Genomic DNA, 13122 nt, shown 5'->3' with positions numbered 1-13122 from the left:
TCCGCCGCGAAAGGGAACCTTGCTGCCCGCTGCTGCGCCGTTGGCAAATATGATTAAAAGAGAGGGTTTCATCATGCAAGACAAGAAGACGATTATCGAAAAGGCCGCGATCCACGAGGGCGACACCGGTTCTCCCGAGGTTCAGGTCGCACTGCTGACTGCTCGCATCAACCATCTGACTGAGCATCTCAAGACCAACAAGAACGATAACCACAGCCGTCGCGGACTGTTCAAGATGGTCGGCCGCCGCCGTAACCTGCTGGCCTATCTGCAGAAGAAGGACATCAATCGTTACCGCGCCCTGATCGCTGAGCTGGGTCTGCGCAAGTAATCTTGCAAAACGGTGGGCAGGACGCACAAGGTTGCGCCCTGCCCTCTTTTTATATTTCCAGCAGGAAACCCGGGTACATCCAACGTGGTTTTGTGCAGTAAATCGAACGCCCGACGGCAGCTGCCGGACGCTGGATTTATTGCTCAAAACCGGGATGCACCCTTGTTCATATCCCCGCGGACGGGACCGCCGTGCCGCAAAATCCCAAAAATCAAGGAGGAAATACGAATGGCATTGGAATTTGCATCCCGCAAGGAAACCTTCCCCAACTACCGCAAGTATGAAACCACGTTTGCGGGCCGTCCCTTCATTGTCGAGACCGGCAAGATGTGCGGACTGTCCAACGGCAGCGCCATGATCCGCTACGGCGAGACCTGTGTGCTGTGCAACGTCACCATGAGTGAAAAGCCCCGTGACGGCATCGACTTCTTCCCCCTCAGCGTGGAATTTGAGGAAAAGCTCTACGCCGCAGGCCGCATTCCCGGCAGCTTTATGCGCCGGGAAGGCCGCCCTGGTGAACATGCGATCCTGAACTCCCGCGTGGTGGACCGCCCCATCCGCCCGCTGTTCCCCAAGGACATGCGCAATGATGTCTGCGTCACCATGACCGTCATGAGCATGGACCCCGACAACTCTCCCGAGATTGCCGGCATGAACGGCGCGTCCCTGGCCATTGCCATGTCGGACATTCCCTGGCGCGGCCCCATCGGCGGCATTCAGGTGGGCCTGGTGGACGGCGAGATCGTTCTCAACCCCACCTATGAGCAGCGTCAGAAGAGCGATCTGGCTCTGACCCTGGCTGCTTCCGAGGAAAAGATCGTCATGATCGAGGCTGGCGCCAACGAGGTGGACGAGGACACCATGATGGCCGCCATCAAGGCCGGCCATGCCGAAATCAAGAAGATGCTGGCCTTCATCAACTCCATCGTCGCCGAGATCGGCAAGCCCAAGGCCGACTTCCCCTCCATGGACCTGGACCACGACCTGCTGGCGGATGTGAAAGCCCGTCACCTGGATCAGTTCAAGGCTGCCATGGATACCGACGACAAGAACGTCCGCGACGCAGCCCTGCTGCCCATCATGGACGAGATCGCCGCAGAGCATCCCGAGCTGGATGCCGCCACCCTGGATTATGTCAGCTACAAGATGCAGAAGCAGGTGGTCCGCCGCTGGCTGCTGGATGAGGGCAAGCGCGTGGATGGCCGCGGCATCAATGAGATCCGCCCGCTGGCTGCCGAGGTCGGCATTCTGCCCCGGGTCCATGGCTCCGGCATGTTTACCCGCGGCCAGACTCAGGTGCTGACCATCTGCACCCTGGGCTCCACCAAGGACGCCCAGACCATGGACGATTTGTCTGACACCCCCCTCAAGCGCTATATCCATCACTACAATATGCCGCCGTACTCCACCGGCGAGGCCCGCGCACCCCGCAGCCCCGGCCGCCGCGAGATCGGCCACGGCGCACTGGCAGAGCGTGCTCTGATTCCCGTGCTGCCCTCCATGGCGGACTTCCCCTACACCATTCGCTGCGTCTCCGAGGTTCTGTCCTCCAACGGCTCCACCTCTCAGGCTTCTATTTGCGGCTCCACCCTGGCTCTGATGGACGCGGGCGTTCCCATCAAGGCTCCTGTTGCCGGCATTTCCTGCGGCCTCATCACCGAGGGCGACCGCTGGATGACCATGCTGGACATTCAGGGCGTTGAGGACTTCCACGGCGATATGGACTTCAAGGTGGGCGGTACCCGCCGCGGCATCACCGCCATCCAGATGGACATCAAGATTGACGGCCTGACCTACGAGATCGTGGAGGAGGCTCTGGAAAAGTGCCGCAAGGGCCGTCTCTTCATCCTGGACGAGATCATCAAGCCCTGCATCGCCGAGCCTCGCGCTGAGCTCTCCAAGTACGCGCCCAAGATGTTCAGCATGCAGATCCCCGTGGACAAGATCAAGGATGTCATCGGCAAGGGTGGCAAGGTCATTCAGGACCTGTGCGCCACCTGCAACTGCAAGATCGACGTGGAGGAGGACGGTCACGTCTTCATCTCCGCCATCGACGCCGACGATGCCAAGCGTGCCATCTCCACCATCAAGACCATTGTGGAAGACCCCGAGATCGGTGCCATCTACAAGGGCCGTGTGACCCGCCTGATGAACTTCGGCGCCTTCGTCGAGATTGCTCCCGGCAAGGAAGGCCTGGTCCATATCTCCAAGCTGGACGATCACCGCGTGGAGCGGGTGGAGGATGTGGTCGCCGTGGGCGATCCCGTCTTCGTCATGGTCACCGATATCGACCAGCAGGGCCGCATCAACCTGTCCCGCAAGGATGCTCTGGCAGCCATCGCCAAGAAGCGCGCTGCCCAGAACAAGTAATTCAAAACAAAACAGGGGCGGCGAGCCGGAAGGCCCGCCGCCCTTTGCTGTGACCTGAAAAAACGCTCCCTCGCCATTTTGACGGCGGGGGAGCGTTTTTTGCATGATAGAATCAGAAGGAGATGCTGCGTGACGGCAGAACCGGTCAGTCGATGCGTTTCGCGATAACAGCCAGGCGTTTGTCGGTGGTGGAACTGGTTGTTCCGCAGGTGGACAGGGTCAGAAGCTGGTCGCCGTAGGAGGCGGAAACGCCGGTGTCGTAGAGGGCAAGCTCCATGACGGCCTCATACCTTGCCTGCCAGTCCCTCTCGTCCCTGGCGTCAAAGAAGGTGTAGTAGGGCAGGTCGTCGGCGCCGACCTGTGTGCGGAGCACGGCAATGATCTGCCATTCCATCTCCTCATACAGGGAGTCGAAGGTGAAGGTGGGATGGGCCTTGTAAAACGCCTCGTCCTCGTACTCGTCCAGCTTGCCGAACATGCTGCCGTCCGCCATGTTGTGACCGTAGATCAGCCAGTTGGCGGTGGCAGGGTCCTGCAGGCTGCAGTTCTCATCAAGAAACAGGCTGCCGGAAAGGGAATACAGCTTGTCAAAGCCTCTGCGCAGATAGTATTCGTTGTCGCCGGGGGTCTGCATAACCGGGTAATCCACTCCAATGGCAGCCATGGTCAGCCAGCCCACCAGGTCGCTGTTCTGCCGGTAGAGGTCCTGGAATTTGGGCAGGATGCTTTCCCGGGAGACGGAGGCCTCTTCCGGTGTGGTGTGGGGAGCATCGACGGTGGCGGGCTGAACAGTGACCTCCACCGGGCCGGAGTGTACATTACCGGAAGTGCTGTCATCAGGAGCCTTGGGCTGTCCGCCGTTGAAGAAAAAATGCCGCACCAGCAAAAAGGCCACGGGAATTACAAGGGCAAGCCCCAGCAGACGCAGCAGGACCACACGCAGCCGCTGCTTTTTCCGCAGGGAGGTGCGCGCGCCGAAAGGATAATAGGCGGAGCTTCCGCTCAGATGAAAATAACGGCCTTTTCTTGGCATGAATACAACCTCATAGGGATAAAATTGCCTGGACAGAGAAAGAAAAAAGCCTCCTGCCGAAAACCGGAAAGAGGCTGTTCCATCTGAAATCAGATGCGCTTGAGCATCAACAGTCCTGCCGAGCAGAACAGAATCAAGCCGATGGCGCCTGCCATATAGACAACAGGAGCATCACCGGTGGCAGGTGTGGGGGAGGAGGCAGCCGGCGTGGCAGTAGGGGAGACAACGTCTGCCATGGCGTAGGTCTCATCCACTTTGACTGGTTCGTTGTGAACATCGCGGGAAGTGGCCGCCACAGTGGGAGAGGGCGCAGGAGAGGAGGCGGCCGCATCGGTGGAAGAGGGAATGCCGCAGGCCGCGAGCAGAACAAGGAAAAGAGCGGCAAGCAGAATACCGACAGTACGTTTCAAGGGAAGAACCCTCCTTTTTATCAATCAAAACAGATAAAACAGCACAATCCAATATGGTGCGGCCTCACAAAGCCACACGATTCTATAAACCAATCTGACAAACCGGATAGGCCCGGATAACTACAATACACCAATCTATTTCGTACATTTTAACACGGCAAAGTTTTTTCGTCAATACAGCAGGAGGGTGCTCCAAGGTTTTCCGGTAAAATCTGTGCCATACTCGGGTGGCGAATGGGAGTTCTGATGCAAATTTGACATTTGGCAGGGCTTGTACAAAAGGCGTACAGGCAGTATAATAGACTAAATAAACGCTGGCGGACGGCCTGAAACGCGGCCGCCGACCGCGGCGAAGGAGTAACAGTATGAAAGGCATCATTCTTGCAGGCGGCGCCGGAACCCGGCTGTACCCGCTGACGATGGTCACTTCCAAACAGCTTCTGCCGGTTTACGACAAACCCATGATCTACTATCCGCTTTCCACCCTGATGCTGGCGGGAATCCAGGATATCCTGATCATCTCGACCCCCACCGATACCCCTCGGTTTGAGGCGTTGCTGGGCGACGGCAGTCAGTACGGCGTACGGCTGCAATACAAGGTCCAGCCTTCTCCGGATGGTCTGGCTCAGGCGTTCCTGCTGGGTGAGGAATTCATCGGGGATGACTGCTGTGCTATGATTCTGGGCGATAATATCTTCTATGGTGCAGGCTTCGGCAAGAGGCTGAGAGCGGCCGCCGCCAATGCTGAGAGCGGCCGCGCCACGGTGTTCGGCTACTTTGTCAATGACCCGGAGCGTTTCGGCGTGGTGGCCTTTGATGAGAACGGCCGTGCAACCTCCATTGAAGAAAAGCCTGCCCAGCCCAAGAGCAATTATGCAGTGACGGGGCTGTATTTCTATAACCGCGACGTGGTGCGCATGGCCAAGCAGGTCAAGCCCAGCGCCCGCGGCGAGCTGGAAATCACCACCCTCAACGAGATGTATCTGGAAGAGGGACTTCTGGACGTTCAGCTTCTGGGGCGCGGGTATGCCTGGCTGGACACCGGCACCATGGACAGCCTGGTGGAGGCTGCCGACTTTGTCCGTATGATCGAGCAGCGACAGGGCATCAAGATCTCTGCCCCGGAGGAGATTGCCTACAAATATGGCTGGATCACCCGGGAAAAGCTGCTGGAAAGCGCCGAGCGTTACGGCAAATCTCCCTACGGCGCCCATCTGCGCAATGTGGCGGACAACAAACTCATGTACTAAACAACAGGACCGCGGGGCGGTCCGATTTTTGCGGAGGCTGATCTATGAAAATTCTGATTACCGGCTGCCGCGGTCAGTTGGGAACCGAACTCCAGAAGCAGCTGCGTGAGGGCAGCTGCGTGCTGGGCCCGCTGCCTGAGCGGCTGAAGAATGCACCGGTTGTTGCGGTGGATCTGGAGGACCTGGACATTACAGACCGGGAGGCTACCACGGCGTATATCCGCCGTCACCAGCCCGACACGGTCATCAACTGTGCGGCGTTCACCAACGTCAACGGCTGCGAGACCAACCGGGATGCGGCGTTCAAGGTCAATGCCCTCGGCCCCCGCAATCTGGCCATGGCCTGTGAAAAGGTCGGCGCCCGGCTGATTCATATTTCCACCGATTACGTTTTCAGCGGCGCACCCAACGGCGGAATCCCCCTGGACGAGTGCGCGCTTCCGGCGCCGGTTTCCGCCTACGGTCAGACCAAACTGCTGGGCGAGCAGTACGTCCAGAAGTTCTGCCGCCGTCATTTCATTGTGCGCACGGCATGGCTGTACGGCACGGCGGGCAAGAATTTTGTCAAGACGATGGTCAACCTTGCCAGGACCCACGATGAGATCACTGTGGTCAACGATCAGCTGGGCAACCCCACCAATGCGGTGGACCTGGCCTATCATCTGCTCAAACTGGCGGTCAGCCACGACTACGGCATCTACCACTGCACCTGCAACGGCGTCTGCAGCTGGTACGACTTTGCCTCCGAGATCATCCGCCTGTCGGGGGAACACTGCACCGTCAAACCGATCTCCAGCGCTGAGTATGCCGCACAGCATCCGGAATCGGCCAACCGCCCGGCCTGGAGCGCGCTGGATAACCGCATGCTGCGCTGCACCGTGGGCGATTCGATGCGCGACTGGAAGGTCGCGATTCAGGACTTTTTTACAAATTGGGATGGTAACTGAAAGATGAAAACGTATCTTGTCACCGGCTGCGCCGGTTTTATCGGCTCCAACTTCGTCCATTATATGCTGAAAAAGCATGAGGACATCCGCCTGGTCAACCTGGACAAGCTGACCTATGCGGGTAACCTGGAAAACCTCAAGGACGTGGAAAACGACCCTCGTCACATCTTTGTTCAGGGCGATATTTGCGACAAGGCGCTGGTCACCGACCTGATCGCCAAGTATGACCCGGATTACCTCATCAACTTTGCGGCGGAAAGCCACGTGGACCGCAGCATCAAGAACCCCGAGATCTTTGTGGAGAGCAACGTTCTGGGCACCGTCAATCTGCTGCAGTGCTGCAAGGATGTCTGGTACGATGCCGACAGCAAGACCTGGAAGCCCGGCAAAAAGTATCTGCAGGTTTCCACTGATGAGGTCTACGGTGCTCTGGGCGCCGAGGGCTACTTCACCGAGACCACGCCCCTCAGCCCCCACAGCCCCTACTCCAGCTCCAAGGCCAGTGCCGACCTCTTCGTCATGGCATTCCACGACACCTACGGCATGCCGGTCAACATCACCCGCTGCTCCAACAACTACGGCCCCTACCAGTTCCCCGAGAAGCTGATTCCGCTGCTCATCAACAACGCCAAGCAGCACAAGACGCTGCCTGTCTACGGCGACGGCATGCAGGTCCGTGACTGGCTGTACGTCATGGACCACTGCAAGGCCATCGACATGGTGGCTTCGGACGGCAAGGTGGGCGAGGTTTACAACGTCGGCGGCCACAACGAGCGTCCCAACATCTTCATTGTCAAGACGGTCATTGCCCAGCTGCACGACCGCCTGGGCGACGATGCCATCAGCGAGGAACTCATTACCCATGTGGCCGACCGTCTGGGTCACGACCGCCGCTACGGCATCGACCCCACCAAGATCAAGAACGACCTGGGCTGGTATCCCGAGACTCCGTTTGAAAAGGGAATTGTCCTGACCATCGACTGGTACCTGGCCAACCCCGACTGGATGGCGCATGTCACCAGCGGCGACTACCAGAAATACTACGAACAGATGTATAAAAATCGCTGATTGTCCAGCGCTCTGCCCGTGCCCGGTTTTCGGGTGCGGGCAGATTGTGCCAAAACGGTTCCGCCCTTTGCAATGACGGCAGGGCTGTGCTATACTGTAAGGACATTGCAGGCCTCCCGCCCCATATTTGCGGGAAAGTATGGCGGCCGCACAGAGATTTTCCCTCACCCAAGGAGTAAAGAATGGCAATTTCAAGAGAAGAACAGCTCCGCAACAATCGCCGTCTGGCCCGTCAGGCCCTCGGTCTAGTGGCGGTGCTGCTGATTGTGATCGGCCTGTTTACCGTTATCGGCTGGGCCATCCGCGCTGTCACCGCGGCGCTGGACGACTCCGACCGCCGGGAAAGCTACGCCGATCTGCTGTACGGCCTGGTCATGTTTGATACAGTGCCCTTTGACGATGTCAATACAGTGGATCAGTCCATCTTCAAGCAGGCAGCCATCTGGGGCTGCGTCTATCAGATCCAGAAGGACGGCGGAAGCCTGGATCAGTATGAGCGCGACGAGGAGACCGGCTGTATGATCCTGCCTCAGCTGGAGGTGGATGCCTACCTGACCAACCTGCTGGGTCCCGACTATCAGATCGAGGAGGGCTCCTTCCAGACCTCTGAGATGAACTATGTCTACAGCGAGGAAAAGCAGGGGTACCTGGTTCCGGTCACCGGTTCTGTGGGTCTGTACACGCCGGAAGTGGAAAGCATCTCCACCCAGAGCGGCAAGATGTACGTCACGGTAGGCTATATTCCCACGTTGGCCAGCACCACCAGCCTGACCCTGACCACTCCCACCGAGCCCACCAAGTATATGGATTATGTCTTCAGCCGCGGCGAAAACCGTCAGTGGTATCTGTCCGCCCTGCAGGAGAGCGACATGCAGGTCGCTGCTTCGTCCAGCTCGGTGGCCAGCGAAAGCCAGACGGTGACCAGCGACCCTCAGGCGCTGGTGGAAAGCAACCTTGCCTCCACGGTACCCGGCAGCGATGCGTCCAGCGATTCCCAGCCGGAGTCCGAACCTTCCGATGAATCCACGGATACCTCCGCCGACGATTCCACCGATGAGTCGGTCGGTTCCGATCAGGATGGGGAAGATACCAGTGACGAGTCCTCTTCCGAAGATTCGGACGGCTCTTCGCAGGATACCGTCAGTGATTCCGACAATGGCGACAGCTCAGACGCTGAGCCGGAGGAATAAGATTTATACCTTCTGAACAAAGCCCGCACGACCGGAGAACTCCGGCGGCGCGGGCTTTGCTTTGCCTTGGAATGGTCATTTTTTGACACACGGTAAAATTGACAATCCCGGGAAATTTTGTTTTAATAATTAGATATATCCGATTTTTCAATCGGCAAAAGATACGATCCCGTGCAGGCAGAGGCCTGCCGGTAAAGAATAGAGATGGAACAGCTGTTGGATGGAGGGGTAACCTTTTCATGGCAAAAAAGCAGGAGTACGGCAACGAAAGCATCAAGAGCCTGAAAGGCGCCGACCGGGTACGCAAGCGCCCGGCCGTTATTTTCGGCTCTGACGGTGTGGAGGGATGTGCCCACTCGATTTTTGAGATCGTCTCCAACTCGATCGACGAGGCAAGGGACGGCTACGGCAACAAGATCAACGTCACTCTGTTTGCAGATCACTCGGTGGAGGTCGAGGACTTCGGCCGCGGCATTCCGGTGGATTACAACAAAGCGGAGCAGCGCTGGAACTGGGACCTGGTGTTCTGCGAACTGTATGCCGGCGGTAAGTACGGCGAGGGCAGCGGCACCTATGACTTCAGCCTGGGCCTCAACGGACTAGGCCTGTGTGCCACCCAGTACGCCAGCGAGTGGATGACCGCCGATATTTACCGGGACGGCTGCCACTATCATCTGGACTTCAAGCAGGGCGAGAACGTGGGCGGTCTCAAAAAGGAGCCCTATTCCGGACGCCGTACCGGTTCGGTCATTCGGTGGAAGCCGGATACCCAGGTATTCACCGACATTGCGGTGGCGCCGGAGACCTTCCGGGATATGCTCAAGCGTCAGGCTGTGGTCAATGCGGGCATCACTCTGGTCTTTGACGACCGTTCCAGCGGCAAGAGCGAAAAAAGCGAATATTACTACGAGAACGGCATCGTTGATTACACCAATGAGCTGGCGGGGGAAAACTCCCTGACGCCGGTGCACTTCTGCCAGGGGTCTGCCGCCGGCCGGGACCGCGCCGACCAGCCTGAGTATGAGGTGCAGATGAACGTGGCATTCTGCTTCTCCAACACAGTGCAGACGCTGGAATATTACCACAACTCCAGCTGGCTGGAGCACGGCGGCAGCCCTGACCGCGCCGTGCGGCTGGCCTTTGTCAACCAGATCAATGCCTGGCTGAAAAACAAGGGCCTCTACAAAAAAAGTGAGAGCGCCATCACCTTTGCCGATGTGCAGGACTGCCTGGTGCTGGTGTCGTCCAGCTTCTCCACCCGCACCAGCTACGAGAACCAGACCAAGAAAGCCATCACCAACAAGTTTGTGGCCCAGGCAATGACCGACTTCCTCAAGCATCAGCTGGAGGTCTACTTCATCGAGCACCCCGACGAGGCGGAAAAGGCCTGCAAGCAGGTGCTCATCAACAAGCAGAGCCGGGAACATGCCGAGAAGGCCCGTATCAGCATCAAGAAGAACATCACCGCCCAGATGGACCTGGCCAACCGGGTGCAGAAATTTGTGGACTGCCGCACCAAGGACGTTACCCGCCGGGAACTCTACATCGTGGAGGGTGATTCCGCCATGGGCGCCGTCAAGACCAGCCGGGACTCGGAGTTCCAGGCTATCATGCCGGTGCGCGGCAAGATCCTCAACTGCCTCAAGGCGGATTACAGCCGCATCTTCAAGTCGGACATCATCACCGACCTGATCCGGGTCATGGGCTGCGGCGTCGAGCTGGGCGGGTCCCACAACAAGGATCTGGCGGCTTTCCGGCTGGAGAATCTGCGCTTCAACAAGATCGTTATCTGTACCGATGCCGACGTGGACGGCTACCAGATCCGCACCCTGATCCTGACCATGCTCTACCGCCTGACGCCCACCCTCATCAATGAAGGCTACGTCTATATTGCGGAGAGCCCGCTGTATGAGATCAATACCAAAACAAAGACCTACTTTGCCTACACTGAGCCGGAGAAGGCCAACATCCTCAAGCGCATCGGCGACGCAAAGTATACGATTCAGCGCTCCAAAGGTCTGGGCGAGAACGACCCCGAGATGATGTGGCTGACCACCATGAATCCCGAAAGCCGCCGCCTCATCAAGGTCATGCCCACCGACGCCGAGAAGACGGCCCAGGTGTTCGACCTTCTGCTGGGGGATAACCTGCAGGGCCGCAAGGAGCACATTGCCGAGCATGGCGCCGAGTACCTCGACGACCTGGATCTGAGCTGAAAGGAGGCGGGAATATGGCAAGAAAAAAGGAAAAGAAGATCGTTCCCGCCCGGCCGCAGCTGGGCGACAATGTGGAGATTCTCTCCGCCGGCACGGTGCTGGAAAGTGCCATTACCGATACGCTGGAAACCAACTATATGCCTTACGCGATGAGCGTCATCGTCTCCCGCGCTCTGCCGGAGATCGACGGCTTCAAGCCCGCCCACCGCAAACTGCTGTACACCATGTACACCATGGGCCTTCTGAAAGGTGCCCGCACCAAGTCCGCCAATATTGTGGGCAGCACCATGCACCTCAACCCCCACGGCGATCAGGCCATCTACGATACCATGGTCCGCATGGGCCGCGGCAACGAGAGCCTGCTGGTGCCCTATGTGGATTCCAAGGGCAACTTCGGCAAGGCCTACAGCCGGGACATGGCTTACGCGGCCTCCCGTTACACCGAGGCCAAGCTGGACCCGGTGTGCGAGGAGCTTTTCCGGGACATCGACAAGGAAACGGTGGATTTTGTGCCCAACTACGACGGCTCCACCACCGAGCCCACCCTGCTGCCGGTGACCTTCCCGACGATTCTCGCCAACAACACTCTGGGCATCGCCGTCGGCATGGCCAGCAACATCTGCTCCTTCAACCTGGCGGAGCTGTGCAATGCCACCATCGCCCTGATGAAGGACGAGCAGGCCGACCTCTCCACCCTCATGCCCGCCCCCGACTTTGTGGGCGGCGGCGCCATCCTCTACAACGCTGCCGAGATGCAGAACGTCTATGAGAATGGCCGCGGCAGCATCCGTGTCCGGGCCAAGTGGAGCTACGACAAGGAAAACAACTGCATTGATGTGACCCAGATCCCGCCCACCACCACCGTGGAAGCCATCATGGACAAGATCACCGAGCTGGTCAAGGCGGGGCGCATCAAGGAAATCAGCGACATGCGCGATGAGACCGACCTCAACGGCCTCAAGCTGACCATCGACCTCAAGCGGGGCCAGGATCCCGACAAGCTCATGGCCCGGCTGTTCAAGGCAACGCCTTTGGAGGACAGCTTTGCCTGCAACTTCAACCTGCTGATTGGCGGCCAGCCTCGGGTACTGGGCGTGCGGGGCATTCTGCTGGAGTGGATCGCCTTCCGCGCCGAGTGTGTCCGCCGCCGCACCTACTACGACCTCAAGGGCAAGCAGAAACGCCTGCACCTGCTCAAAGGTCTGGCGGCCATCCTGCTGGACATCGACAAGGCCATCCGCATCGTCCGCGAGACGGCGGAGGAGGCCGAGGTCGTCCCCAACCTGATGATTGGTTTCGGCATTGACGAGGTCCAGGCCGAGTATGTGGCGGAGATCAAGCTGCGCCACCTCAACCGGGAGTACATCCTCAAGCGCACCGAGGAGATCTCCGAGCTGGAAAAGGACATCGCCGACCTGGAGGATGTGCTCAAGCGCCCGGCCCGCATCAACAAGATCATCATGGCTGAGCTGGCCGACGTGGCCAGGAAGTACGGCCAGCCCCGCAAGAGTGAGATCCTCTACGAGGTGCCGGATGCCGACGACGGCGACGAGGCGGAGGAGATCCCCGACTATCCCGTCACCCTGTTCTACACCCGGGACGGCTATTTCAAGAAGATCACGCCCCAGAGCCTGCGCATGTCCGGCGAGCAGAAGCTCAAGGACGGCGACGAGATCGTGGCCACCATCGAGGCGTCCAATGCGGTGGAACTGCTCTTCTTCACCAACCACCACCAGGTCTACAAGTCCCGGGCAGCAGACTTCGGGGATGGCAAAGCCAGCGTACTGGGCGACTATGTGGCGTCCCGCCTGGGCATGGAGGAAGGGGAGGTGCCCGTCTACATGGCGGTCACCACCGACTATGCCGGGTATATGCTCTTCTTCTTCCAGAACGGCAAGTGTGCCAAGGTTCCCCTGGCCAGCTACGAGACCAAGCAGAACCGCAAAAAGCTGCTCAAGGCCTACAGCGACAAGGAGGAACTTGCCTGTATGTTCCAGATGAAGGAGGAGGCCGAGCTGGCCATCTACACCACCGGCAACCGTCTGCTGCTGGCGGGCAGCGCTCTCATCCCGGCCAAGACCACCCGCGACACGGCGGGCGTTAACGTGGTCACCTTGAAAAAGAACCAGCGCATTGCCAAAGTGCAGCCGGCGGAGGGGCTGGAGCTGACCAATCCCCATCGCTTCCGGGTACGCAGCCTGCCCGCTGCGGGCGCTCTTTTGCGGCAGGAGGACACGGCAGAACAGCTGAGCCTGTAAAGTTTTGAGACTTTATAGGGAAAATCGGCAAAAAAACTGCCTTGTGCGG

At 58.8% G+C, this 13122-nt stretch carries 10 protein-coding genes; 8 read left to right on the top strand and 2 right to left on the bottom strand.

The annotated features are described in order from the left end of the window. Positions 1-73: 73 nt before the first annotated feature. Both rpsO and INF35_RS02570 read left to right on the top strand, forming a co-directional pair. Entirely contained in the window at positions 74-331 is a 258-nt protein-coding gene (rpsO, locus tag INF35_RS02575) for a 30S ribosomal protein S15 (protein WP_193499971.1), read from the top strand. A 228-nt stretch (positions 332-559) separates the two neighbouring features. Beyond that, a complete protein-coding gene (locus tag INF35_RS02570; RefSeq protein WP_193499970.1) occupies positions 560-2701 on the top strand; it encodes a polyribonucleotide nucleotidyltransferase in 2142 nt (713 codons plus the stop codon). A 145-nt stretch (positions 2702-2846) separates the two neighbouring features. On the opposite strand, the gene INF35_RS02565 is transcribed toward INF35_RS02570, so the two are convergent. Both INF35_RS02565 and INF35_RS02560 read right to left on the bottom strand, forming a co-directional pair. After that, positions 2847-3734 carry a class B sortase gene (locus INF35_RS02565; RefSeq protein WP_193499969.1) on the bottom strand — a complete coding sequence of 296 codons (888 nt, stop codon included), beginning with the start codon at positions 3732-3734 and terminating at the stop codon, positions 2847-2849. An 89-nt stretch (positions 3735-3823) separates the two neighbouring features. Beyond that, positions 3824-4144 carry a hypothetical protein gene (locus INF35_RS02560; protein ID WP_193499968.1) on the bottom strand — a complete coding sequence of 107 codons (321 nt, stop codon included), beginning with the start codon at positions 4142-4144 and terminating at the stop codon, positions 3824-3826. A gap of 365 nt (positions 4145-4509) precedes the next feature. Between INF35_RS02560 and rfbA the strand changes: the two genes are divergently transcribed. The 6 genes from rfbA (at position 4510) to INF35_RS02530 (ending at position 13073) form a co-directional block, all read left to right on the top strand. Further along, positions 4510-5394, top strand: a complete 885-nt coding sequence (rfbA, locus tag INF35_RS02555) for a glucose-1-phosphate thymidylyltransferase RfbA (RefSeq protein WP_193499967.1) — start codon at positions 4510-4512, stop codon at positions 5392-5394. Between the two features lie 44 nt (positions 5395-5438). Next, positions 5439-6341 carry a dTDP-4-dehydrorhamnose reductase gene (gene rfbD / locus INF35_RS02550; protein WP_193499966.1) on the top strand — a complete coding sequence of 301 codons (903 nt, stop codon included), beginning with the start codon at positions 5439-5441 and terminating at the stop codon, positions 6339-6341. A 3-nt stretch (positions 6342-6344) separates the two neighbouring features. Then, on the top strand, positions 6345-7409 hold the full coding sequence (gene rfbB / locus INF35_RS02545) for a dTDP-glucose 4,6-dehydratase (RefSeq protein ID WP_193499965.1): 1065 nt from the start codon (positions 6345-6347) through the stop codon (positions 7407-7409). A 182-nt stretch (positions 7410-7591) separates the two neighbouring features. Continuing rightward, positions 7592-8599, top strand: a complete 1008-nt coding sequence (locus INF35_RS02540; RefSeq protein ID WP_193499964.1) for a hypothetical protein — start codon at positions 7592-7594, stop codon at positions 8597-8599. A gap of 239 nt (positions 8600-8838) precedes the next feature. Beyond that, positions 8839-10815 (top strand): DNA gyrase/topoisomerase IV subunit B, encoded by a 1977-nt coding sequence (locus INF35_RS02535; protein ID WP_193499963.1) that lies wholly within the window; start codon positions 8839-8841, stop codon positions 10813-10815. Positions 10816-10829: 14 nt separating this feature from the next. Further along, positions 10830-13073, top strand: coding sequence for a DNA gyrase/topoisomerase IV subunit A (locus tag INF35_RS02530; RefSeq protein WP_193499962.1), 2244 nt, complete (start codon positions 10830-10832; stop codon positions 13071-13073). The last annotated feature ends 49 nt before the right edge of the window (positions 13074-13122 follow it).

Origin of the sequence: Gemmiger gallinarum (genome assembly GCF_014982805.1) — a bacterium.
GTDB classification, from domain to species: Bacteria; Bacillota; Clostridia; order Oscillospirales; family Ruminococcaceae; genus Gemmiger; species Gemmiger gallinarum.
The sequence above is the reverse complement of the archived record's forward strand: the minus strand, read 5'-3'. Positions and strand labels throughout refer to the sequence as shown.